Here is a 23693-nt window from a genome sequence, read left to right as displayed (position 1 = left end):
CGCCTCGCCGGATGTGCAGACCCCGTGAACGTTCGGGGAAGACCACGCCAGAAAAATGTTGTTACCTCCAAGGTAATAACAATGTCGTGTAGAGTGGGTTACCGGATACACCAAGCATAGTTCGTGGGCGCCGCATGTCAGCACGGACACGTGCGCGAACAGATCGGAGACACCGTCATGACCGACATCCGCGTCGAGATCGACGGGGTGACGCACCCCGTCAACGACGACGACTTCGAGGCTGCGGCGTTGGTGAGGCTCGCCGGCCGCGATCCCGCCGACTACGACCTCTTCATCGTCGACAAGCACGGGGTCGAGACCCATGTCAAGGACAAGCAGATCGTCAATCCCCGAGACCGCCAGCGGTTCCGCACCCGCCGCAAGGTGCGCTTCACCATCGACGGCGAGCGCCACAGCACCTGGGACGACGACCAAACCGCCGCCGACCTGATGCGCTTGGCGGGTGTCGATCCGGCCCGTTATGACTTGGCGCGCGTGAACGGCGCGAACGGTCCGCAGACCTTCACCGCCGACCAGATCGTGACGATCAGCGACGGGGATGAGTTCGTCACCGCTCGACGCGCAGGCCCCGTCGCGTGACGGAGCTGCCACCGCCGGGTTCGGCGGCACGTCGCTTCATCGACGACATCACGCTCGCGGGGTCGCCGGTGCGCGTCGAGCCCGGCCGCCTGATGTACGAGGTCCTCGCGATCGGCGGCGCTTTATCCGGCCTGAAGGTCGAGACCGGCGTCAGCCAGGTCGAGGTCGAGAACTGGCCCCTGGTACCGCCGCACTGGGTGCATCTGCGCGACAGCGTGGTGATCGAAAACACCAACACCGACACCACCGATTGCCCACCCGGATGGCGCCGACACTCCCGCGAATTCGCGTTCACAGACACGTCGGTCCCGCCGGCGACAGCATGGCTGCGCCACGTTCGCGGCGTTCTCTCACTCGCCGTCACTGCGGCGTAGACCATGAGCGGCGACGACCGGACTCCAACTACCCTCCCGCTGCGCGCGTCCGCGCGGCTGTCGGTGGCTATGACAGGCTCGGTGCACAAGGTTATGCGTGAGCACCTGCTGCGCTCCGACGGCCAGGAAGACGTGCTCGCCGCAACCTTCGTGCCCTCCACGGGCGTGCAGCGCATGACCGCGTTGGTGAACCGCGTGATCATGCCCCGCGATGGTGAACGCCTTGTCCACGGCAACGCGTCGTTCACGAGCGCCTATGTGCTGCGGGCCGCAGCTCAGGCGCGCGCCGACAACGCCGGGCTCGTACTGCTGCACTCGCACCCGAGGGGTCGCGGATGGCAAGGCATGAGCATCGTCGACCACGACACTGAAGCCGACTACGAGCGCGTCGCCCGCGCCTACACAGGTCTGCCGCTGGTCGGTATGACACTCGCCGGCGACGACACCTGGTCGGCACGCATCTGGTTCGACCGCGCCCAGCCGCGCTGGGCTGAGTCGGTGCGGTCCGTGTCCGACCGGCTCGTCGTCTGCTGGAACGACGACCTGCGCCCGCCCCCGCCGCCGACCGGTTCGCAGCAACGCACGGTGTCAGCGTGGGGAGACCGCATGCAGGCGTCGATCGCGCGCCTGCGCGTGCTTGTCGTCGGAACCGGCAGCGTGGGCCTCGATGTGGCCCAGCGTCTCGCAGCGACCGGGCTCCTCGAGGTCGGCGTGATGGATTTCGATGCCGTTGAATCCGTCAACTTGGATCGCATGATCGGCGCGACACGTCTCGACGCCGCCCTGGGCAGGGCCAAGGTCGACGTCGCCGAGCGGCTGATGACGTCGGCCGCGACGGCCGAGAACTTCACGCCAGTGAAGCACGAGACAAGTGTCAGCGATCCCGTCGGACTGCGGAGCGCGTTGGACTACGACGTGATCTTCTCCTGCGTGGACCGGCCCTGGCCGCGGGCGGTGCTCAATCTGATTGCCTACAGCGACCTCGTACCAGTGATTGACGGCGGCATCGCTCTCGACACGTTTGACGACGGTCGGCTCCGTGGAGGGGTCTGGCGCGCCCACACTCTGGTGCCGAACCGCCCTTGCATGGTCTGCATCGGCCAGCTTGATCTGGGCGAGCTCGCCCTGGACCGACGGGGCTTGCTCGACGATCCCTCTTATATCGAGCGGGCGGGCCGGCCGGCACCCGCCCGTCAGAATGTCGCCGTCCTTTCGGCGAGCGTGAGCGCGGCGCTACTCGCCCAGTTCGTGAGCCTCGCGGCCCACCCCGGAGGACGCGGTGTCCCCGCACCGCTGCGCTACATCCTCGCCGCACACCACCTCGAACACTCGACCGCGGAACGCGGTGAGCACTGCGTTTACGAATCCGAGACCGCAACCGGCAACCGGCGACCCATCCTGACCGCGAGTCAGGACAGCTGGCGACGGATCGTTGCCGAGCGCAGGGACCGAAAACCGAACCCGTTTCTGCGACTTGTTGATTCAGCCGAGTCTGCGATGCGACGCGCCACCAACTATGTGCTTGCTCGGCGACCGCGCCGTTGACGGCATCTCCCGAGTACCAGCAGTCCTGGTTAGGTCACCGCGACTTCTTCTTCCAGCGATAACACCCCGCTCTGTCGGTCTCGACTAGTCGACTTGCGGAACAACTGCTGATGATTGCTAATCATGCGAATGCGGCTAAGCCGATTCTGTTGAGCGCATTGACTTCTCAACTGGTAACGCAAGTTTTGACGTAGAGGTTCTCCACTGAGGGCTCCCGGGCAAGCATCCAGATCTTCAGTGCGTCAGCGGATTGAGTGTGTCGTTGGCAATGCCGCGCGCCGTCTCGTAGGCTCGCTTAAATCCAGCGTCGATGCGTGCGAGGCGGCGATCATCAATGTCGCTGAGGTCATCTGCCGACTTGCTCAGGGCCGCGCGATCTTGTGGTGTCAATCGCGACAACGGTGAGGTCATGTTCGGAACTCCTTCTTCAATGCGTTGATCGCTCGCCGCTCTCTCTCGGCTCGATCCTCATCTTCTCGCATCTCACCGACAAGTGGCTGCGCGAACTTCCGGTCGTACTTACGAAATTTCCCGGCCATATCAGCAACAAACGCAGGCCGATCACCAAAAATTTGCATGTAGCGGCGCGGCGCCACGCCGGCGAACGGGACCAACTTGTCTTCGGCTTCCTTGGAGAACATCGCAACCGCCCGGCTCTTCGGGTACGGCTCGATGTACTCGATGCGGGCTAGGCGCACCGATAGGGCTTGCTTGTAGCACAGGTGGCAGGGGTAGGTCGTGACAAACAGGGTTCCACCAGCGGGCGACACTCCGCGGACCGTTGCGTCGTCGATCGCCTTGGCTTCGGCGTGCACTGCACGCTGATATTCGATAACGCTCAACAGCTCACCCTTGTCGAGCGCCGCGGCGGCGAGCGCCACCCCGTCGTCGTCAGCTTCAAGCTTGTCGGCGAGTAGGCCGGATTCCTTCAATCGTTTCAGGGTGTCCCGCAAGTTCTCCCGCTTGAACGTTTCGCTGGTGTCCTCACCCTCCAAGATGTCTGGGATCTGACCGTGCGGCACCTCGTTATAGCCGGTGGCGATGACCGCGTCGTCAACGACGATCGCGGCGCCGACCTTGCGGCTAGCCGCAAGTGAGCGCGCACTACTGGCCAATGCCACATACATCGCGTACTCGCCGATCGTTGGAGCTTCAGGCTTCTGAAACAAAAGGTCGAACACCCGGTCGATATCCGCGCGGTCGTTGTTTCGGATGAAGAGGTCAGCCTGTGGATATGTCCGGTTTACGTTCTGCCCAAGCTGTTCCCGTTCGTCGGCATCGATCTCGATCAAGATCTTGACGATGTCGTCTTTTTTCTTGTCATCGGCGGAGGACAAATTTAGTTGAAGCAGGCTGTGCGTTCGCTCGGCGACACTGCCCTGGCTGCCAATCAGGATGAACTGATTGCCGTAGACCTCTCGCAGCAGCTGTACCTCCTCCCGCCGCTTCAGCGACTGCACAATGTAGGCCGTCCGCGGCCTACTTGTAATCTCATCGATCGGTCGATCATCGCCGTCCACTCGGATCAATTCGATCCGCCGTGCTTGAATCGCGCTGACCGCCAAACGCGCAACTGCGGCGGCATCCTCGTTGACTTTGCAGAACTGGTTCCCAGCTTCTATCAGCCGCCGGATCCGCTGATCCTCGGTCTCACCGGTAGGCGCCGGCGCAGCAGTCCCCAGTAGCTCCGACAGTTTGATCGGCACGGCCTTGTAACCGAAGCGCGACAACGAGCCCTGGATCTCCTTGGTCAGATCGGTAGTGCTCGTGCCTAGCGGCGCCACTAAACCGATGACCAGCTCGGGATCACTGGTTGCCATCGCCGAAGCGTACCTAAGCCATGGCCAAAGTTTTGCCGTCAGACGTAACTTCGCCCTGTGGCGACCAGTACAACCCCCGGCCCTGAGCAGCAAGCGCTTCGATGCTGGCGACCGTCAGTCCGCCGCCTTTCGGCGAATCGGCACGGCGTCGGGGTAGAGCACACGCGGCATATTCAACGTGACACTCAGAGGCATATGCGGCCGGCCCGTAACTACATCACTGTCGACCGTCAGCCGATAACACCCGAATGCGTCAGCCCTCCGAGACCCTTATCGGCGAGTTCGACAACCCGTCGTCGTGTAGGCACGCCTGACCCACGACTGCGATCAGAGTTTAGCCGAGCTGACGTTGTTGTTAGCTAATCAGTGCGTGCGTGTCAATCTTCGCTGCAAATGCCAGCTCATCCCTTAACGCCCGTCGGTCGATGAAGGGGGCGCTGGCCACCGGTGTTCTACCGCGTTCTGGAACCACCCTTGTCAACGAGGTCAGCGTGATCGCTCACGATAATCTGCAACCGCGGCGCGAACGTCTCGACCGCGTCGCGCATGACAGTGAACATCGCCAGCACGGCGGCGCGGTCCGCGTCGTCGACAGTCCCTTCGTTCTTCGCGGCATCCGATTGGATAAAAGGCCTGCGTTGGTTGTAGGTTCTCGCGATCGGCCGCCTCTGCCGGCTTGTCTGACCTGAGGTTTTCGTTTCTGTCTCACTGCGGCTGCGTGCGGTTTGTTTCACGAAGCGCTTCATTTCCTACGAGGCACGCGATCGACGTTGCCGGGTTCTCAGGGCGTCTTGAATTTCTTCTCTGGTGGCTACGTGGATCGCGGGCGCGCCGTCGCACGCAAACTCTGATCCGTGAATCTCGCAGGGGTTTAGGGTTCGATCGGCTCCATACCAATGAAAGCCGCAAGATCGGCCACGTCTCGGTGTCCGTCGTAAGCCCGAAGCAGCTGGATGTACCGTGTCTTGTCAAGCTCCCAGTCGTATTGCAGTTGGGTGGGATCTTGAGCTGTCGCGAACACTAAGTCAGCGAGAAACCTTGTGGTACGCCCATTTCCATCCGTAAATGGATGGATGCGCACAGTCTCGGCGTGCACCACGATACCCAGTTGCCGAGGCGTCCAGTCGTCGGTGTACTCCCATCGGTAAGCGATGGTGTCAAGCGCGCTTCGTAGTTCAACGGCAATCTGCTCCGGCGGTACGCCGATGTTCAGCTCCAATCGCCGCCACCGTCCGGCCCAGTTCCACACCGGACCGTACATCCGCGCGTGGAGGTCGCGGACAAAGTCGTCACTGAGGAGCCCGTCGAGCGGCAACGAGCCGTCGAGTGCAGCCGGCATTAGTTCATCGAACACCCGATCCTGAAGCCCTTGCTCGAGTAGCGCAGTCAGTTCGTCATGTGGAAGTGGGGTCTCACCGTAACCCGGCGTCAGCGGCATCAGCGCTTAGGCGGCTGCTGTTTCGCGATGTAGGCCCTCACGGTGGCCGACCGTCTGTAGCCAGCGGGAACCACTCGGCCCTCCAATTTGGCGGAGGCCCTCGTGGCGCGCACCCCTGACTTCTTGACGGCAGCCTTCGACACCACCACCTTCTTTGGTGTCCGGCGTTCCACGACCGCACCTCCTCTAAGCCTTGGCTCATCCTACCGGCCAACCGTGGCCTCTAACCAGGCCGTTTGCGACCCATAACGTCGCGTGTAACCGAGCGGCAGTGTGGTTGATCCCGAACCTACATGGTGTGTCGGCCTGAGCTGCAACAATCGTGCCCGGCACACTCTCAACTCGGCGACAGGGGTCTTGAATGCGGCTGAACGCGACCTACACCCGGTTCTTCCGGTCGCTGAACTACGACTACATTGGCGCTTCATCGGAGACCTACGCGCCCGACCCGTGCGACAGCACCCCGTCGGGGGCTGTGACCAGATCAGCTGACTACCCGTTCGTGCGGCTGCGGCTGCGCCCCGATATCACCACCGTCGTGGGGGACAACAAGTCCGGAAAGAGCCTGATGCGAGCGGCCATCGCCGCGACACTAATCGGAGAAGAATTTGATCGCAGCGACTTCTGCCGATACTCCGCCTTCTTCGGTGTCGACAAAGCCCTGCTAGCCCCCGAGTTTGGCGCCGAGTACACCGACATCACCTCCGGCGACGTGGTGACCATCGAACAGATGACTGGGCTGGAGAACATCGGTCCAGCTCAACGTGTGGCTATCTTCCTCATGAACACGACCCCCAAATTGCGCACGTATCTGCGAACAAGATGGCACCTGGACCGCGCCAGCGCACATCGAGACGCCAAAGCTGTTGCGCAACATCGGTGTTCCGGCACCGGTCTTCATCGACACCGATGTCCCCTTACCCGAAGTGGCGGGAAACGTCAGCAACCCGGTTTAGCGTTGACGTCATGGCGAACCTGATAATCGAAGCCGGTCAAATGCCTGATGCGGCAATCCGTTTTGCTCAAGGAATTGGGCAGGTATGGACACCCGAGCACTTGGTGCCGCTGCGGACCCGGGTGCGGCAGCAGCACGCAGGGCAGTTGCGCTCAGTGTTCCGTGCGCTGGACCAACGCTTTGGGGAGCCGAACGGGCAGTGGATGGGTGTGTTCCGCGCAGCTGCTGAGATGGCGGTGATGGTCGAGGTTGTCGGAGACGTCCTGCCTGCCGGGGATCGTCAACTGCTGCGCAACCTTTGGGCGACGCTGTTGAGGGCGACGTGACGACGCTACAGATGTCGCCATCACTGACGGACCTGTGACGATAGTGCCGAACCACCCCGAAATCGAGGCCTGCCTATTCCACTACACGTCGGCGAACGGCTTGGAGGGAATTCTCAGAGACCGATGCATCTTCGCGATAGACTCATGAAAGTGACACTGGCTGAGGGGTATCCGGTGACCACGCCACTCTTCGTGGATGCCGGTGATCGAACGCCTAAGAGATCAGAACCGTCCGCAGTTGGGTGTCGTCGGCAATCGGGTAAATCGGTCGGGGTTACCTGTACCGTGTCACGCCGATTGTGTTGTTCGCGATGAGATTGAGTCCTTAGTAAGGGCTAGCAGCGGGGTTTAGCCGGCTTTCCGGCCTAGGAGCGCTCACCGCCGGCTCGACTCACGATTGTGGGCGGCGTCCTTGTCCGGGGCCGATGGCAGTGGCCGGCTCGGGGGCTGCGGATGTGGCCGGCGTCGGCCACGGGGCGGGGATGGGGCGTTGACGGACGCGTTGTGGCCACCAGAACCACTTGCCCAGCAGCGCGGCGATGGACGGTGTCATCAACGACCTGATGATCAGGGTGTCGAACAGCAGCCCGAGGCCGATGGTGGTGCCGACCTGGCCGATGACGGTGAGCTCACTGACCGCCATGGTCATCATGGTGAAGGCGAATACCAGGCCCGCTGAGGTGACGACGACTCCTGTGCCGCCCATCGAGCGGATGATGCCGGTGTTCAGGCCGGCATGGATCTCCTCTTTGAACCGCGAGACCAGTAGCAGGTTGTAGTCGGCGCCCACGGCCAACAGGATGATGACAGACATGGCCAGCACCATCCAGTGCAGCTCGATGCCGATCAGGTGCTGCCAGATCAGGACCGAGAGCCCGAAGGACGCGCCCAGCGAGAGCAAGACGGTTCCCACGATCACCGCCGAGGCCACCACACCGCGGGTGATGATCAGCATGATGATGAAAATCAAGCACAGTGAGGCGATTCCGGCGATCAGCAAGTCGAAGTTGGCGCCGTCCTGCATATCTTTGAAAGTGGCCGCGCTGCCGCCAAGGTAGATTTTGGCGCCTTCCAGCGGGGTGCCTTTGAGCGCTTCGTAGGCGGCTTTCTTGATCGCGTCGATGTGCGCGATGCCTTCCTGCGACATCGGATCGCCGTCATGGCTGATGATGAAGCGCACCGCATGGCCGTCGGGGGAGATGAAGTTCTTCATGCCCTTCTTGAACTCTTTGTTGTCAAACGTTTCCGGGGGCAGGTAGAACGAGTCGTCGTTCTTGGAGGCGTCGAACGCCTTGCCCATGGCGCTGGAGTTCTTCTGCGCCTCGTTCTGCTGATCCTGCATTCCCTTCTGGGTCGAATACATAGTCAGCATCGTGGTTTTCATGGCCTTCATGTTTTCGATCATCGACGGCATCAGCGCCACCATTTGCGGCATCAGCGTGTCGAGATGATCCATGATCGGCAGCAGGCTCTCGATGTCATCGGTCATCGTGTCGATGCCATCCAGGCCGTCGAAGACCGAGCGCAGCGACCAGCACACCGGGATGTCATAGCAGTGCTTTTCCCAGTAGAAGTAGCTGCGCATCGGGCGGAAGAAATCCTCGAAATCGGCCATGTGGTCGCGTAATTCATTGATGTCGATGGTCATGTCGTGCATCTTTTTGACCATGACGTGCATGTCGTTGGCCATCTGCGCGGTGATGCTGGACATCTTTTCCATGCTGTCGATGGTGGTCTGCATCATGTCCGCTTGATGCAACATGTCGGCCATCTGATCTTGTTGGTACTTCTGGTTCATCTGCTGGGTGACGCCCTGCATGCTGATCTGAAACGGGATCGAGGTGTGCTCGATCGGTGTGCCCTGCGGACGGGTGATGGCTTGCACGCGGGCGATTCCGGGCACCCGGAAGATCGACTTAGCGATTTTGTCGATCACCAAGAAGTCCGCGGAATTGCGCAGATCGTGATCGCTTTCGATCATCAACACTTCCGGATTCATCCGCGCCTGCGAGAAGTGCCGGTCCGCGGCGGCGTACCCTTCGTTGGCGGGCAGATCGGCCGGTAGGTAGTTGCGGTCGTTGTAGTTGGTGCGGTAGCTCGGCAGGGCCAGCAAGCCGACCAGTGTCGCCGCAATGGACACGACGAGGATCGGGCCGGGCCAGCGGACAATGAGCGCGCCGATCTTGCGCCATCCGCGAATCCGTTGGGCCCGTTTGGGTTCAAGCGTCTTGCCGAAACGGGAGGCGACCGAGATGACCGCGGGCCCGAGCGTGAGCGCCGCTGCGACGACGACCACCATGCCGATGGCCAGCGGAATGCCCAGCGTCTGGAAATACGGCAGGTTGGTGAAGTGCAGGCAGAAGGTTGCGCCGGCGATCGTCAGACCCGACCCGAGCACCACGTGGGCGGTGCCCTTGTACATCGTGTAGTACGCCTGTTCCCGAGATTCGCCGATACCCCGGGCTTCCTGATATCGCCCTACCAAGAAGATGGCATAGTCGGTGGCCGCCGCGATCGCCAGCGTGACCAACAGGTTCGTGGCGAACGTGGAGAGCCCAATGATGTTGTGGTAGCCCAGGAACGCGACCACGCCGCGCGCACCTGCCAGTTCGAGCACCACCATCACCAATGTCAGCAGCACGGTGACGATCGACCGATACACCAACAGCAGCATCCCGATGATCACCAAAAAGGTGACGGCGGTGATCATTTGTAGGCTGCGGTCACCGGCGATGTTTTGGTCGGCGGACAGTGCCGCAGACCCGGTGACGTAGGCCTTCACGCCATGGGGTAAGGGGACACTGTTGACGATGCTCTGTACGGCCTCGACCGACTCGTTGGCCAGCGCCTCGCCCTGGTTACCGGCGAGGTAGACCTGGACGTAGGCGGCCTTGGCGTCGTTGCTTTGCACCCCTGACCCACTGAGGGGATCGCTCCACATATCCTGCACGTGTTCAACGTGTTTGGTGTCGGCCTCGAGTTTCTTGACGATCTGGTCGTAGTAGGCGTGCGCGTCGGCGCCTAGAGGATTTTGGCCCTCGAGGACGATCATCACCGAGCTGTTGGACTTGTATTCGTGGAACACTTGACCCACGCGCTTCATCGCGATCACCGACTGCGCATCGTCGGGACTCATCGACACTGAGCGCATCTTGCCCACCTCGTCCAGCTGGGGGACGACGACGTTGAGCACCGCGATGACCGCGATCCAGCCCAGGATGATGGGCACGGCCAACGTGCGGATGATCCGGGGGATCTTGTCGTGCACGGGTTCTTTGACGACGGGGATGGCGTCGGTTTGGGTGTCGTCGGTTGTTGTGCTCATGCGGATTTCACCAAGCAGAAGGTCAGGGCGTGCACGCCGTGGGTGATGTTCTCGTTTTTGACTTCGTCGTCGATGATGATGCGACAACCCAGCAAGGTGCCGTCACTTTGTGCCGAAAGATTCGGGAACACCGAAGGTGCGGTGGTGCTCAAGACCAGCGTCCACGGCAACGGCGCGCCATCGATCCGCCGAGGGTCGGCGGACAGGTCCAAGTAGTTCACGTTCGCCTGGATGGCCGAGCCGAAGACCTCGTATTTGACGACCTTGGGCTTGAACGGCTTCGAATCATCGAGTCGCGGGCTGCTCAGGATCCCGGTGTCGTGCGCAGCGAAAAAGGACTTGACCCGCGCCACCGCGAACCCGCCGACCACCAAGACCACCGCGATTAACAGCGGCAACCAGGCGTTGCGGATACGCCTCACCATCTGCACGCCAGATTCCTTTCCTCAGTGCCGACGAATCCGGAAAATGCGCTGGCACACAGGCACCCTCAGCGGCGCCCAGAGCTACTCCAGCGTTGACTGCCCTGAAGTACCGGTGTCCTTGCGGCGGGGCTCAATAGTGTTCCGACACCTCTCCCCCGCGGCACCGCGCCAGCCCCCGGTGCCGCACCGCACTCGGAACGGGGATCCAAACATGTTGCCCGCGAACATTATCCCATATTATTACATGCGCTGCATAGTTTGCATTCTCTGCACGTAAAGGTACTTGAAGTAACTCTTGGTGGGGCGTCATTCGGGGGTGGGTTGGTAGCGCAGCATCGTGACGTCGTGCTCGGGGTAGTCGACGAACACCGGTTGCACCCGCATCCCGACCCGCAGCTGAGCGGGGTCGACATTGACCATCTGGGTGGAAAACCGTGGACCCTCGTCCCACTCGACGATCGCCAACGAATGGGGAACGGCATCGGCGAAGTGCGGGCTCACCGGCCGGCGGGCAATGCTGTAGCTGTACAGCGTCCCCATGCCTGAAATCTCGCGCCACTGCAGGTCATTGGCGAGGGTACGGGGCGCCCGCACGCGTGGGTAAAAGACGTAGGTGTCACTCGATGGCGAATACTGGATCACGACACGGTGTCGCGCCAAACCGTCCCAGAACGGTGCCGTGGTTGGTGTCTTGACGGGCATGGGGCGTTCCAAAGTGCTCATGTGTCAGTCGCCTTCCAGTACCAGGGCGGTCTGCTCGGAGAGGATGCCGCCGTTACCCGACACGAACGCGCGGTGGCAGTCGGCGACTTGTGCCGCACCGGCGCGTCCCATGATCTGGCGGGCCGCATCGGAGACATGGTGCATGCCGCCGGCCAGGCCGGCCTGCCCGAATCCAAGCTGACCGCCCGCGGTATTGAGCGGGAAATCACCTCGAAAGGTCAGATCGTGATCGGCGACGAACGACATGCCCTGTCCCTTCGGGCAGAAGCCGGCATCCTCCAGCGAGAGGAGCACGGTGATCGTGTAGCAGTCATAAATCGACACCATGTCCATGTCGCCGCGGTCGAGTCCGGCCATCGCGAACGCGCAATCGGCGGCGTCGACGATCGGAGTGCGCAACAGATCCGCAGCATACGTCGGTGTCTTGAACGGTACGTGCTCACCGAAACCCTTGACCCACACCGGGCGGTTACGGGCACGTGCGGCCACCTCGGCGTTGGCCAGGACCACAGCCGCCCCACCCACGCAGGGCATCACGATTTCGAGCATGTGCAGCGGATCGGCGATCACCGGACTGGCCAGTACGTCATCGACGGTCAGTGGCGTGTCCTTCCAGATGGCGCCCTCGGTGTGGTTGGCGTTGACGCGCTGGTCCACGACGATCTTGGCCATCGCTCGCTCGTCATAGCCGTACACGGCGCCGTAGCGGGTGGCGACCTGCCCGTAGGGGCCGTTTTGACCGAGGTTGCCGTACGGAATTTCGAATTCCGCTTGCGGGGAACCGAATTGGTTGCTCGAGGCTCCGAAGAAGAGCGCATCGGTGTTCGGCTTGGGCTTTTTGGGCGAGGTCGGTGTCGTGTAGCGGGCGGGCAACGCGCACACCACGACGTCGCAGACACCGAGTTCGATGGCCGCAGCAGCACGCCACACCATCGCCGCCGCGCTAGCACCGCCGAGGTCGACCAGTTCGGCGAAGCGGGCGCCGACACCGAGGTATTCCGCGATCGTCGAGGGCACGAAGATTTGGGACTCCTCCAAATGGGAGGTCACCAAACCGTCGATCAATTCCGCCGGCAAGCCAGCGTCATCCATAGCTTCGGCGGCAAGTTCGGCCCATTGTTCCAACGTGAAATTCGCCGGCGATGCCTGGCTGAGCCGCTCCGGTGACCATTCGGTGAAACCGACGATTCCGGCCTGGCCTGCTAGCCCCATGCGAAGGATCCTCTCGTCAACGACGCACGCCGCAGCGAGGACAACCTCTGCCCCACTGCTGCGCTCCATGAACCACCCCGCTCAGCAACCGGATTTGCACCGCCCATCGACCCCCGGTATGAAGCTCGGCCTATCACCAAGAGAGAGCAAGACATTCACGTCTCCTTTTCCTTGAACCTTGAATCCAGGCGGTCGGCTCTCTTGATGTCGCTACCCCCCGTCCACTGCAATCCGGTCCGCCTCGTCGAGTGCGGCATCAGCATCGCGGTCGACGATCACCTCATCCGCGCCGCGCGGCGGGAGTAGCATTCCGCCGCGAATTGCGAGGTAGGTTTCCGTGTCGTGAGCCGCCTGGCCGCAATGCCCGGCGCTGTCGAGGGCGCAATTCTTGAACGCGGTCGCTGCCCGGCTGAGACGGTACGCGCGAGACTCGACCGGATGTCGCAGTGTCACCGGAGGGGCTTCGCCAAAGAACACGATGTCGACACATCCGCCCTGCATGGCAGCATCGACCAGGTCGTGTGACACGGGATCACTGTCGAATAGCTCCCCGGCGATCACTAGGGCTGCTGTGGGCCAACAGCTTTGATCGAGGGACAGGAATTCCTCATTGCCAGTGTGGTGGGCGCCCAGTATGTGCACCGGTTGGGGGTCGCCAGGGTCCGCCGTCGCAACGGTGACGTCCACTCCGACCAGTGCGCGGTCGACGATGAGGCCTCCAACGCTGTGTACGACCTGCACGGTGTCCGTGCCCAGGACGTGCATGCGGTAGCGCTGCCGCGTGAAGACAGCCGCCCCGGACTGTGTGGTCTCGCAAAGCTTCTCGGCGATGTCTGCGCCTCTCGTGTAGGTGATGGGTGCGGCTACCTGTCAGACGGGCTTTAGCGGATGGTGCCTGCCCGGGGATCAGGGGTAGGTCACGTGCGGTCACCCCTGGCGGAAGATCGCTGACCCCGAGGACGGCGTTCAGTGCGCGCAGCCCCGTCGACAGGCACACCGCGGCGGTGGCATAACAACCGGAGCTGTCAGCCAAGCGGAACGCTGGTTCTTGCGAAATGCTCGGCGCGCCTTCGACATCGAAGCGGTAGGTCCCGTTTTGATTACCTGAAACCAATGTGCGCCCCGGTGCCGTCGCGAACGTCCTCGTCGACGTTGGCCGAACTGTAGACCAGCCCCACGCGCTGCCCCTGGGCGATTGGCGCTTCGGCGATATCGCTGTCGCGTAGGACTGCAGAGTCGGTGGCATCGCTTCCCCGCGCGGCATGGGAGACCGGCTTCTAGTGCTTACCTACGCCCCCCTCCTCTCTGGCAGGTACCACCTGACCCCGCACCTGGTACCACAGACTGTTTCCTTTCTAGCATCATCATGTTAGAAAGGAAACAGTTTATTCCCCCAAGTTGTTGGAGTCACCGTGACCTCGCCGCATCAGCGCGCTTCCGCTCACACGAGGCCAACCGGCAGGCCGACCGGGCGGTTCGTCTTGGGCTGCATGGAGGAACTCGTGGCAGGTCGCCTCAACCTCGATGACAGGGTCACCCCGGCAGTACACGGTGGAGCAGATCAATGGCGGCTACCAGGACAATGCTGCAGGGCAGCAACATCCGCGGCGTCATCCGTTACACCGGTAGATAGGTAGTCATCTATGACCGACCTCGTCAGCGATACTGACCCACCCCCTGTGGTCGTCGCGTCGCGGAATTCATGGCGCTGCGTGCAAACCGGCGACCGCGACGGGTGGCTGGCCCTGATGGCCGACGATGTGGTCGTCGAGGATCCCATCGGTGAGGCCTTCACGAACCCGGACGGCACCGGGGTGCGCGGGAAGGATGCAGTTGCAGCGGTCTACGACAACAACATCGGCCCGAACCAGCTCCGTGTCGTGTGTGAAGAATCGTTCCCGTCGAGCAGCCCCACCGAGATCGCCTACATCCTCGTGCTGGAAACAACGTTTCCCAACGGTTCAGCGGCAACGGTCCGCGGCGTATTCTGCTACCGCGTCGACGATGCCGGGCTGATCACCAACCTGCGGGGATACTGGAACATGGAAACCATGACGTTTTCAGCATCGATCAGGGCCGACTAAATGCGCCATCGGCTTGTACATCTTGGGGTTTTCACGTCGTGGTGAGCACGATCGAGGAGGGCGGCGCCGTGGGTCGCCGACCTGGTTGCCTATGACGCAACGATTCGCCCCGACCGTTGCGAGTCTGCGGCTGGAATCCTTCGACACGCGGCACGCCCGGATGGTCGGCGCCGCCCGTCGCCACGGCGTCGATCCCGCAGGCATGGTCCTGCCCGCCGAGGGACTGCTCACCGCGGCCGACGGCGCACGAATTCACTACCTGGAATGGCCAGGCCCCTGCGACGATGTCGCGGTGCTCTTTCTGCACGGCGGTGGACTGCACGCACACACCTTCGACGTCGTGGGCAATCTGCTGCGCAAGCACGCCCGGTGCATCGCACTAGACCAACGGGGGCACGGTGAAAGCGACTGGACTCCAGGACGATACGGCGCCGAATACTGTGCTGACGACATCGCCGCGGCTGTAGTGCAACTCAGCCTGCAACGCGTGGTGCCCGTCGGCCACTCCATGGGCGGCATCGGCGCCGTAGCGTGGGCGGCCCGCCACCCCGCCGCACTGGCGGGACTGGTGATCGTCGACGTCGGACCCGAGTTGATGGACGAAACGACCACCTCGATCAACGACTTCATCACCTCGCGGCCGTCATACCGCGGAGTTGAAGACGTGCCCAGCGACAGCCTCGCAGCCAACCTGCGCTGGGCCGACGACGGACGACTCGCCGTCAAGTACGACGACTCCCAATTCCGCCCCGGCACAACCGAACTGCCGATGGGAGATGACATGCGTGCGCTTGCCGCGCACATCCGATGTCCCACCACGCTCCTGCGCGGCGAACGCAGCAAAGTACTCTCCGACGCCGCGGCGGCAGCGTTTGCCTCCGACATACCCAACGCAACGTGGCGCCGCATACCCGATGCCGGCCACACCATCCAGTCCAGCAATCCGCGCGGCCTCGCCGACGCCGTGCTCGAATTGCTGGACAGAGTACGGTGACCGCCGTGACATATCGGGTGCCCCCCGACAATCACGTGCCGGCTCGGTCCGCCGTCCCGACTCGGCACGCGTGCCGAACTGATGGGAAGCCCCACAACAAAAAGCTTTGCGGCGCACTGGGCTGAGGTCGCCGTCACTGCCGCACTCCAGCCGCAGTGGCCAGTATGGGATGCTATCCGACCATTCTGGTGCCAATTTGGTGCTGACGCAGCGCGATTCGCTGTCGCCAGTCGTGATCGGAAATCGTGTTGTGCTCGTAGTAGGGCAGCTTGTCCGCCACGGTAGCGAGGTCGACAACCTCCAGGGTCGGGCCGTCGGCCCCGGTCAGCTCGCGCGAGACCCGCTGCCAGCGGAACTGCAGGTAGCCCTTGCGATGCCCGAGCGTCTCGGCCCAGTTGGTGACGCCGGGATTCTGATCGGCGACGACGATACGGACCTTGCCGTCCGGATCCGGTTGTGCCTGCGTGCCATTCAGCGAGGTCTGGTGGTTGATGTAGTCCAGCGAGATGTACCAGAGGCTGCCGAGCTGGAATCCGACGTAAGGCGCGTCGGTGAGCGGCATCGTGAGGATGAGCGCCTGGTCGGGCGTGATGTCGTAGTGCCCGACCGAGGAGTATTGGGTCGCCAGCCCGCCCGGGGTGAGCCGCGGCGCGGTCAGGGTGTTGACCGGCAGGGTGTCATAGAACCACTTGGGGAACTGCAGCCAGGTCTTGACGCGCTGCACGAGCTGCTTACCCGCTACTGCCCAACGCCTTTCGATCAGCTCGTTGGTCAGCGGCGGCGGCGCGGTGCCCGCGGTGTCGGTGCGGGCGATCACAAAGGTGCCCCGCTGTGCCGACCAGTCGTTGTAGACCTCGCGGATCACCAACTGCGCGTTGGTGTCCGGGGTGAACCGCCACTCGAAGGTGCCGTCGGGGGCAATGTCGAGTGCGCGGTCGTCGAACGCTGTCTCGCTGACCGGGACCACTTCGTCGGTGTATTGGCCGCCGAGCAACTGGAAGGTGACGTCGGTGGTGGTGCCGCGGGTACCGGTGACGACGTACTCGTGGCCCGCCACCACCTTGGCGCCGACGTAGACGGTGTCCGGGTTATCCAGGCCTATTTTGGTGAACGGGCCGGTGCCCGAGTGCAGGAATCGGTGGTCGCGGTCGTAGTCGAAGGACAGATGCGTGCACGCCCCAACGCAGCCCGCCAGATACTGCAGCCCCTCCAGCAGGTCGGCCTCGGTCTCGATGAAGGGAGCTTGTCGGACCAGACGTTCGGCCTCGGCAATGGCGTCCGTCAATGGCTGTGTGTACATGACCGCCTTGCATTTACGATTTTCCACGGAGCTGGCACGTGGTTGAGACTGAGATTAGAACGCGTTCTAGTTTCCGTCAACCAACACGCTGTCAGCGTCATCTCCGCGCACCCGTCTGCGATCGCCACCGGCAGGTGCTGGTGGTGTCGCTTCAGATCGGTCGGGCACTCACCGACTCCGAAACCACCTAGCACACAGGTGGTTTGGGTGCCCCCGTCGGTGCGCTGTCGGTGAACCGCGGCCGGCCTCCAACGTAGCGTCGGGTAGCGGTTCATGCTACGGGGATCTCAACGGTGAGCAGGGTGAGGATCGAGACGGGCAGCACACGAGGCTGCTCGACTTCAACGAAGGTCGCCCAGAGCGACGTCGGGGTGGTACCCGGCGAACTCGTGCAAGGTGCCGTCGCGCAGACGATTCACCCACGTCGGGTCCGCCAGTAGTGCACGGCCGATCGCGATGAGGTCGAACTCGCCATCTCGGAATTGGCGTGCCATAGTTTCGATCGAGCCCGGCAAGACCATGGAACCTGCTGTGTCGGAACCATTCTCGGTCTGTAGACCTACCGAACCGACGGCGATCACCGGTACGCCCTTGAGCTTCTTTGCCCAGCCGGCAAGACTCAACATGGACCCCGATTGAGCAAATCCCGGGACGTAGTGGCGGCGCGTCGAGGCGTGCAACACGTCGACGCCCGCCTCGACGAGAGGACTCAGCACTGCAGATAGCTGGTCCGGTGTTTCAGCGATCCGCGCGTCGTAGTGACCGGTCTTCCACTGCGAGAACCGGAAAATGATCGGGTAGTCAGGACCGACCGCGGCGCGCACGGCGGCAACCACCTCGGCAGGGAACCGGGCGCGAGCTGTCGGCGAGCCACCGTAACCGTCCACGCGGTGATTGGTTTTCTCCCAAAGGAACTCATCGAGCAAGTAGCCGTGGGCTCCATGTATCTCCACCGCATCGAAACCGACGCTGCGTGCGTTGCGTGCCGCGTCGGCGTACCACTGTGCGGCCACGACCAACTCGTCGGTGCCCAGCGCGCGGCCCTTGGGTTGGCCGTTGGTGTCGAGACCCGACGGGCTGAGGGCGCCGCTATCGTCGCCGCCCAGTCGTTCAGACCCCTGATGCCAAAGTTGCGCGGCGATGGCGCCCCCCTGGGTATGGACGGCGTCGGTGACCCTCTGCCACCCTGCCAGGGCGTCGGCCCCCGCGATGCTTGAAATCGTTGTCGGCCACCCGGCCGAGGGGTGGGGCAGGCGGATACCCTCGGTGATGATCAGACCGACACCGCCCTCGGCTCGGCGCCGATAGTAGGCGGCGACGTCGGGGCCGGGAACTCCGTTCGGCGAAGCCATCCGCGTCATCGGCGCCATCACAAAGCGGTTGGCAACGGTCAATGATCGCACTGTCAGCGGCGTGAACAACTGCTGCACAGCCTCGTTGCAAGCGTTCACGGTCGCTATCTCCTGTTGTTCGGTGCCCCAACTTACACGCCTAACCGCCGATAAGGGTTGCGTGAGGCTGTCCTGCGGAAAGTGGTTGTGCGGCGGCTATGTTCGCGTCCCGCTCCGCGCGGCTCGGGCAGCGTGTCTGCGTGCGCGATCGTCGAGCAGCGCTTCCAGCGCCTGTCGTGGGGGCCGGAAGGCGATGGCGAGGTCTTGTTCGGCGGGGGTGTTGTCGGCGGGCGGGGCGACAAGGTAGCGGATGCCGGCGGCGCTGAGCTTGGCCATGGAAGGCGGTAGCCGTCGACGGTAACGGTCGGCGAGTTTGCCGGCGCCGAGCAGCACCGCATCAGGGATGGCGATGTGTCGCACGCGGCGGCCGGTGATGCGGGTGAGTTCGGCGGCAAGCGTTTTGCCATCGACGTGGTGGCCTCCCAGGACGTAGCGACGGGGTCCGTGGCCGGGTGTGAGGAGGCGGGCGTGTGCTTCGGCGACGTCGCGGACGTCAATGATGGTCAGGCCGGTACCGCGGCCAGGGATTCCTGTGCGTGCGAAAGAGGCCATGACATCGCCGGATTCGCCGTACTGGCCGTCAGCGCCGGGACCGATGACCGTGCACGGATAGGTGATCGCGATCGGTGCACCGCGGTCCTGCAGCTCCCGAACGTAATGTTCGACGCGAGTCTTTGAGGTGGCGTACCCGTCACTACCGCCACGAAGCGGCAACTCGGCGTGCACGAGGGTGATTCCTGGATGCCAGAGTGCTGTCCAGCTGGACACGTAGACGACGGGGTCGATGCCGGCAGCGACCGCCTGCCCGATGACGTTCGTTGCGCCGGCGAGGTTGGCGTTCATCATGGGTTCGGTGTCATCAGGGTTGAAGGAGACAACGGCGGCGGCGTGGATGACCGCGTCGCATCCGGTCAGTGCCTGGCCGACGCGGTCGGCGTCAGTCATGTCGCCGATGACGACGTCGGAAGCGTCGAAGCCCAGGGCGGCTGCGATCGGAGTCAGCTTGGCGCAATCACGCACCAGAAGGCGGAGCTGATGACCGTGCTCGTGAACGGCTTTCGCCGTCCAGGCTCCGACGAACCCCGTTGCACCGGTTACTAGTACGCGCACGACCCACCTCCTACCCTCTCTAGTACTTCAGGAGGCCCCGGTCGACGGCGAGTTGAACGCCTGACATCGACCGCGAGCCGTCGGCGGCGAGAAAAGCCACCGCATCGGCGATGTCGTCGGGCGTCATGAAGTCCATCCGACTGGCGTCGCCGTCTTTGCGAAGATCCTTGAGCGGCATGGGAGCAAAGCTGTGCAGAAATGAGGGGAATTGGCCGAACATCTTCGCCATGGCGGCCGGCTCGACCATGGGGGTGTCGACCGAGTACGGATGGATGGAGTTGACGCGAATGCCGAACTCCCCCACTTCTATTGCTAGGGCGTTGGTGAGCGCGACGAGGCCGGCCTTGGATGCGGAGTAGTGGCCGTTGCCGGGAGTTGCCTTGAGCCCGGCCGTGGAACTGACGATGATGATCGACCCGCCATTGCCCGCGTCGATCATGGCCGGTACCACGGCGCGAACGGTGCGCCAGGTGCCGCTGAGGTTGACGTCGATGACGGTGTCCCAGTCGTTTTCGGACAGTTCCCACAGTCGGCCCCAGCTGAGCACACCGGCGTTGGCCACCAGAATGTCCAGCCGTCCGAAGACGGCGATGGCCTCGGCGACGATGGCCTCGAGGACGGCCAGATCTCGGATGTCGGCTTCGTGGGCGAGCACGCGTTGGCCGGTCGTTTCCACGAGGCGAGCGGTTTCGGCGAGGTCAGCCGGTATTGAGGCCGGGTAGCTGATGGTGTCGGACACCGGTGCGCAGGCGTCGACGGCGATGATGTCGGCGCCGTCGGAGGCGAGGCGGGCTGCGTGCGCGCGGCCTTGTCCGCGGGCGGCGCCGGTGATCAGGGCCACCCTGCCGGCCAGCGGCGTGTTATCAGTGGGCATGGTCGACCTCGATGTCGAATTGCTTGCAGTAGCGGACCATTCCGTCGATCTTCTGTGCGAGTGTGGTGTCAGGGCCGTGGTAGAACATCCACGGTTGAGTGATGACAGCGGTGACACCGCCGCGTTCGGTTCGGTCCATGTCGTCGGGGTTGACGGCGTCGACCAGCGCAGTATGGAATTGGAACCCGTCCAGCGACCGGCCCATGTCCTCCCGAATGCGTGCCAGCTTGGCGGCGATCTGTGTGGCCTGGTCGATGGTGAAGATGTCACCGATCCATCCGTCGTGGGCGGCGGCGCGGCGATAGGCGATGTCGGACTGACCACCGAACAGAATGGGAATCGGCGGCGGTGTGGGGGTCATCTCCAGTTTCGGTGTGTGGTAGAACTCCCCGTCGAACTGGGTCCAGCCCGGGCTCCACAACTCCCGCATGAGCGCGATCATCTCTTCGGTTCGCTTGCCCCGCTTGTCGAAGGGCGCGCCCATGAGGTCGAATTCCTCGCGACACCAACCCACTCCGAGCCCGAGTTCGAGTCGTCCACCCGACAACACGGCAGCGGTGCCGATGGTCTTGGCGGCGTTGTACGGGTCACGCAGCGGGGCGACGTAGACGGTGGTGACGAACCGCAGGTGTGTTGTGCACTGCGCCAGGGCACCGATGAGCACCCATGGATCGGGCCAGTCGGTGAAGGCTGGCCAGCGTCGCCTCCCGTCCGGCGTGTACGGATAGGGAGTGTCGAGTTCGGCGAGGTTGATCACGTGGTCGGGGATCCCGAGACCGTCGTAGCCGAGTTCATCTGCAGCCTGCGCGATGTCGATGATCTCGGTGGTATCGATGAACGCGGTGTTGATGTAGGTGTGCACGTCTGCCTAGATCCGATCCGGGGCCACGCCGCGCGGTTTCACGGTGACCGGTTCGTTGCGCATCATGGCGACCAGTTTGCGCATCGTGCCGTTGAGGCCGGCTTGGGGCAGCGTCTGCCCCCCGTCGACGATCAGACACTGTCCGGTGACATAGCTGGACAGGTCGGAGGCGAAAAACAGTGCGGCGTTAGCGATTTCCCAGCTTTGCCCGCTACGGCCGCTGGGGCTTTCGTTGAAGACGGGGTCGATCAGCTCGGGATCACTTTGAATGAACGCCGAGTTGGGGCTGTCGGCCACCCACCCGACGGCCAGCGAATTGGCGCGGATGGTCGGGCCGTAGTCGATGGCGACTTCTTTGTTGAGCACGATCTGGGCGGCCTTGGTAGCGCAGTACGTGCTTTCAGCCCAGCCGGGGTTGGTGGCCGCTACCGAGGAGATGTCGACAATGGCGCCCTTGCCGGCCGCCAGCATGTGCGGGATGACCGCACGGGTGCAGTAGAAGTGCCCTTTGAGGTTGACATCGACGGTGCGCTCGAATTCCTCATCGGTCTGGTGGTGCACGATGTTGAGGAAGCAGGCCGAGGCTTGGTTGACCAGCACGGTGATGCCGCCGAGGTGCTGGGCCGCGTCTGCGATGGCGGCCTCGACGGCGGCCTTGTCGGCGATGTCGACCACGTAGCCTTTGGCGCCGGTGGCGTCCTCAACCGCTTGGGCGCGCTTAGGTTTGATTTCCAGGAAGGCGACTTGGGCGCCGTGCTGCTGAAAGACCTCGACGCAGGCGCGTCCGACGCTGGCGCCGCCCCCGGTGATGAGCGCTTTGGCGCCTTCGAGCAGTTTCATGCGGTGTCCTCTCGGGGTCCGGCCAACTCGATCCAGTTGCCGTCGGGGTCGGTCACGAACAACCACCACCAACCGGGGATAGCAGTGAATTCGGTGAGCTCCTCGACGACCTGGTAGGGCGACTCCTTGAGCCGCTTTGCGACGTTGGCGATGTCTTTGACGAACAGGGAGATGTAGCGAAACCCTTCTTGGGTGTATCCGCCGCCGGGCACGACTCCGCTGGGCGGTGGTTGGTCGTAGGTGACCAGCTTGAGAACGTTCTTCCCGATGGCGTAGCGACGCTGGACTCCGGTGGGGAATCGCAGTTCGGTCTGCAACGCCAACCCGAGGTAATTTTCGTAGAACTCGACCATGGGTTCGAGATTGGTGGTGACGACACCGACCTCCATAGTGGGGACTAGCAGTTCTATGCTCACTGCTTCTCCTGCTCGATGAGGGTGATGGCGGCGGTCGGACACAAATCGGCGATGTCCTGGTAGTGGCTGTGTGCCGAGTCGGGTAGTGGTTGGCCGGTGCTGCGGGCTTGGGTGGTGTCGTCGTCGAAAACGAACTGGGCCGGTGCTTCGTCGAGGCACACACCGTGGCCCTGGCAGCGGTTGGGGTCGACATGCAGACGGAACATGTTGACTACCTCGACATCTCGCCGCAGTTGACCATCAAGTGTTGACCGGTAATAGCCCGCGACATCTCCGAGCAGAAAAAGGCGATGGCGTCGGCGACCTCGCCGTCTTCGGCCATGCGGCGTAACGCGAACGTTGCGGTGATCTCATCGACGATGTCCTGGCGGGTCTTTCCTTCGGACTTGGCGCGGTAATCGACAAACATCTGCACGTTCGGTCCCCACATCCAGCTGGGAACCACAGCGTTGACGCGGATGTTGTCGGGGCCCAATTCGTCAGCGAGGTAGTACATCGTGGTCAATAACGCCCCCTTGCTCGCGGCGTAGCCGGCTTGGGGCAAAGAGGGTTTGGACGCCGCCTGTGCGCCAATGAGCACCACCGACCCGCCGCCTGCGGTCTTCATCGCCGGAACCGCCGCGCGGAGCAGCCGCAACGCACCCACAACGTTGGTGTCAAACGACTTGTGCCACATGGACAATTCGCTGTCGAACAGGCCGCCGAAGGCTTCCTGGTACGCGCCGACGATCACAACGGCGTCGATCGAGCCGAAATGATCCAGGGCGGCGCCCACGAGCGCCTGACACGACTCGTCATCAGCGATGTCGGCGGGCATTGCCAAGACCCGGGTCCCGGTGGCATCCAGGGCCTGCGCGGACGCGGCGAGCCGTCCTGCCGAGTGGTCGGCGATGACGACGCGGGCGCCGGCATCGAGCAGTGCGGCAGAGACTTCGCGGCCCAGCCCGGGGCCCACGCCCACGACAACTGCGGTCTTGTCCTCAAGTAGCGCGGATTTCACTGTCGTCCTTGGTGTCCGG

25 protein-coding genes and 2 pseudogenes are annotated in these 23693 nt (G+C 63.2%); 8 read left to right on the top strand and 19 right to left on the bottom strand.

Features of this window, described 5'->3' with window-relative positions; genetic code table 11:
* Positions 1 to 150: 150 nt before the first annotated feature.
* The 3 genes from I2456_RS00640 to I2456_RS00630 are packed head-to-tail and all read left to right on the top strand — an operon-like array spanning position 151 to position 2519.
* Positions 151 to 600 carry a hypothetical protein gene (locus I2456_RS00640; protein WP_085074368.1) on the top strand — a complete coding sequence of 150 codons (450 nt, stop codon included), beginning with the start codon at positions 151 to 153 and terminating at the stop codon, positions 598 to 600.
* Positions 597 to 974 (top strand): hypothetical protein, encoded by a 378-nt coding sequence (locus tag I2456_RS00635; RefSeq protein WP_085074369.1) that lies wholly within the window; start codon positions 597 to 599, stop codon positions 972 to 974. The genes I2456_RS00640 and I2456_RS00635 overlap by 4 nt, the downstream gene beginning before the upstream one ends.
* Before the next feature lie 3 nt (positions 975 to 977).
* Positions 978 to 2519 (top strand): ThiF family adenylyltransferase, encoded by a 1542-nt coding sequence (locus tag I2456_RS00630; RefSeq protein ID WP_085074370.1) that lies wholly within the window; start codon positions 978 to 980, stop codon positions 2517 to 2519.
* Between the two features lie 234 nt (positions 2520 to 2753).
* Here I2456_RS00630 and I2456_RS00625 read toward each other — a convergent pair whose 3' ends face one another.
* The 4 genes from I2456_RS00625 to I2456_RS00610 all read right to left on the bottom strand — a co-directional run bounded on the left by I2456_RS00625 (position 2754) and on the right by I2456_RS00610 (position 5777).
* Positions 2754 to 2930 (bottom strand): hypothetical protein, encoded by a 177-nt coding sequence (locus tag I2456_RS00625; RefSeq protein WP_169717198.1) that lies wholly within the window; start codon positions 2928 to 2930, stop codon positions 2754 to 2756.
* Positions 2927 to 4339 (bottom strand): deaminase, encoded by a 1413-nt coding sequence (locus I2456_RS00620; protein WP_085074371.1) that lies wholly within the window; start codon positions 4337 to 4339, stop codon positions 2927 to 2929. Before I2456_RS00620 ends, I2456_RS00625 begins: the two co-directional genes overlap by 4 nt.
* 452 nt (positions 4340 to 4791) lie before the next feature.
* Positions 4792 to 5085 carry a DUF3732 domain-containing protein gene (locus I2456_RS00615; RefSeq protein ID WP_085074372.1) on the bottom strand — a complete coding sequence of 98 codons (294 nt, stop codon included), beginning with the start codon at positions 5083 to 5085 and terminating at the stop codon, positions 4792 to 4794.
* 125 nt (positions 5086 to 5210) lie between these two features.
* Complete coding sequence (locus tag I2456_RS00610; RefSeq protein ID WP_085074373.1) at positions 5211 to 5777, bottom strand: Fic family protein; 567 nt, start codon at positions 5775 to 5777, stop codon at positions 5211 to 5213.
* Between the two features lie 361 nt (positions 5778 to 6138).
* On the opposite strand from I2456_RS00610, the gene I2456_RS00605 reads away from it, so the two are divergent.
* Both I2456_RS00605 and I2456_RS00600 read left to right on the top strand, forming a co-directional pair.
* The gene (locus I2456_RS00605) at positions 6139 to 6756 is read left to right on the top strand and encodes a hypothetical protein (RefSeq protein ID WP_085074374.1); all 618 of its coding nucleotides are present in this window, start codon (positions 6139 to 6141) and stop codon (positions 6754 to 6756) included.
* The gene (locus tag I2456_RS00600; protein ID WP_085074375.1) at positions 6744 to 7058 is read left to right on the top strand and encodes a hypothetical protein; all 315 of its coding nucleotides are present in this window, start codon (positions 6744 to 6746) and stop codon (positions 7056 to 7058) included. The genes I2456_RS00605 and I2456_RS00600 overlap by 13 nt, the downstream gene beginning before the upstream one ends.
* A 391-nt stretch (positions 7059 to 7449) precedes the next feature.
* Here the strand turns inward: I2456_RS00600 and I2456_RS00595 are convergent, their stop codons facing one another.
* The 6 genes and pseudogenes from I2456_RS00595 to I2456_RS28265 all read right to left on the bottom strand — a co-directional run.
* Positions 7450 to 10383, bottom strand: a complete 2934-nt coding sequence (locus I2456_RS00595; RefSeq protein ID WP_085074376.1) for an MMPL/RND family transporter — start codon at positions 10381 to 10383, stop codon at positions 7450 to 7452.
* Complete coding sequence (locus tag I2456_RS00590; RefSeq protein WP_174814243.1) at positions 10380 to 10808, bottom strand: MmpS family transport accessory protein; 429 nt, start codon at positions 10806 to 10808, stop codon at positions 10380 to 10382. Before I2456_RS00590 ends, I2456_RS00595 begins: the two co-directional genes overlap by 4 nt.
* A 306-nt stretch (positions 10809 to 11114) precedes the next feature.
* Entirely contained in the window at positions 11115 to 11531 is a 417-nt protein-coding gene (locus I2456_RS00585; protein ID WP_085074377.1) for a Zn-ribbon domain-containing OB-fold protein, read from the bottom strand.
* A gap of 3 nt (positions 11532 to 11534) precedes the next feature.
* Entirely contained in the window at positions 11535 to 12743 is a 1209-nt protein-coding gene (locus I2456_RS00580) for a thiolase family protein (RefSeq protein ID WP_085074378.1), read from the bottom strand.
* A 210-nt stretch (positions 12744 to 12953) separates the two neighbouring features.
* On the bottom strand, positions 12954 to 13271 hold the full coding sequence (locus tag I2456_RS00575; protein ID WP_139823176.1) for a hypothetical protein: 318 nt from the start codon (positions 13269 to 13271) through the stop codon (positions 12954 to 12956).
* Between the two features lie 370 nt (positions 13272 to 13641).
* Positions 13642 to 13830 (bottom strand): annotated as a pseudogene (locus tag I2456_RS28265) (dihydrodipicolinate reductase); the annotation flags it as partial.
* 418 nt (positions 13831 to 14248) lie between these two features.
* Between I2456_RS28265 and I2456_RS29075 the strand changes: the two are divergent.
* From I2456_RS29075 to I2456_RS00565, 3 genes and pseudogenes are all read left to right on the top strand, one after another.
* Positions 14249 to 14376 (top strand): annotated as a pseudogene (locus I2456_RS29075) (alcohol dehydrogenase); the annotation flags it as partial.
* A 10-nt stretch (positions 14377 to 14386) separates the two neighbouring features.
* Positions 14387 to 14827, top strand: a complete 441-nt coding sequence (locus I2456_RS00570; RefSeq protein ID WP_085074380.1) for a nuclear transport factor 2 family protein — start codon at positions 14387 to 14389, stop codon at positions 14825 to 14827.
* A gap of 91 nt (positions 14828 to 14918) precedes the next feature.
* The gene (locus tag I2456_RS00565) at positions 14919 to 15821 is read left to right on the top strand and encodes an alpha/beta fold hydrolase (protein ID WP_085074381.1); all 903 of its coding nucleotides are present in this window, start codon (positions 14919 to 14921) and stop codon (positions 15819 to 15821) included.
* A gap of 172 nt (positions 15822 to 15993) precedes the next feature.
* On the opposite strand, the gene I2456_RS00560 is transcribed toward I2456_RS00565, so the two are convergent.
* The 9 genes from I2456_RS00560 to I2456_RS00520 all read right to left on the bottom strand — a co-directional run bounded on the left by I2456_RS00560 (position 15994) and on the right by I2456_RS00520 (position 23674).
* Positions 15994 to 17121 (bottom strand): hypothetical protein, encoded by a 1128-nt coding sequence (locus I2456_RS00560; RefSeq protein WP_085074382.1) that lies wholly within the window; start codon positions 17119 to 17121, stop codon positions 15994 to 15996.
* A 341-nt stretch (positions 17122 to 17462) separates the two neighbouring features.
* Positions 17463 to 18515 (bottom strand): oxidoreductase, encoded by a 1053-nt coding sequence (locus I2456_RS00555; protein ID WP_241007826.1) that lies wholly within the window; start codon positions 18513 to 18515, stop codon positions 17463 to 17465.
* Between the two features lie 153 nt (positions 18516 to 18668).
* Positions 18669 to 19682, bottom strand: a complete 1014-nt coding sequence (locus I2456_RS00550) for an NAD-dependent epimerase/dehydratase family protein (RefSeq protein ID WP_085074383.1) — start codon at positions 19680 to 19682, stop codon at positions 18669 to 18671.
* Between the two features lie 19 nt (positions 19683 to 19701).
* Complete coding sequence (locus I2456_RS00545; RefSeq protein WP_085074384.1) at positions 19702 to 20556, bottom strand: mycofactocin-coupled SDR family oxidoreductase; 855 nt, start codon at positions 20554 to 20556, stop codon at positions 19702 to 19704.
* The gene (locus tag I2456_RS00540) at positions 20546 to 21418 is read right to left on the bottom strand and encodes a TIGR03619 family F420-dependent LLM class oxidoreductase (RefSeq protein WP_085074385.1); all 873 of its coding nucleotides are present in this window, start codon (positions 21416 to 21418) and stop codon (positions 20546 to 20548) included. The genes I2456_RS00545 and I2456_RS00540 overlap by 11 nt, the downstream gene beginning before the upstream one ends.
* A gap of 6 nt (positions 21419 to 21424) precedes the next feature.
* Complete coding sequence (locus I2456_RS00535; protein ID WP_085074386.1) at positions 21425 to 22258, bottom strand: SDR family NAD(P)-dependent oxidoreductase; 834 nt, start codon at positions 22256 to 22258, stop codon at positions 21425 to 21427.
* The gene (locus tag I2456_RS00530) at positions 22255 to 22674 is read right to left on the bottom strand and encodes a VOC family protein (protein ID WP_241007825.1); all 420 of its coding nucleotides are present in this window, start codon (positions 22672 to 22674) and stop codon (positions 22255 to 22257) included. Before I2456_RS00530 ends, I2456_RS00535 begins: the two co-directional genes overlap by 4 nt.
* A complete protein-coding gene (locus tag I2456_RS00525; protein WP_085074388.1) occupies positions 22671 to 22880 on the bottom strand; it encodes a ferredoxin in 210 nt (69 codons plus the stop codon). The genes I2456_RS00530 and I2456_RS00525 overlap by 4 nt, the downstream gene beginning before the upstream one ends.
* A gap of 5 nt (positions 22881 to 22885) precedes the next feature.
* Positions 22886 to 23674 carry an SDR family oxidoreductase gene (locus tag I2456_RS00520; RefSeq protein WP_085074389.1) on the bottom strand — a complete coding sequence of 263 codons (789 nt, stop codon included), beginning with the start codon at positions 23672 to 23674 and terminating at the stop codon, positions 22886 to 22888.
* Positions 23675 to 23693: the final 19 nt, after the last annotated feature.

This window comes from Mycobacterium kubicae (assembly GCF_015689175.1).
GTDB classification, from domain to species: domain Bacteria; phylum Actinomycetota; class Actinomycetes; order Mycobacteriales; family Mycobacteriaceae; genus Mycobacterium; species Mycobacterium kubicae.
The sequence above is the reverse complement of the archived record's forward strand: the minus strand, read 5'-3'. Positions and strand labels throughout refer to the sequence as shown.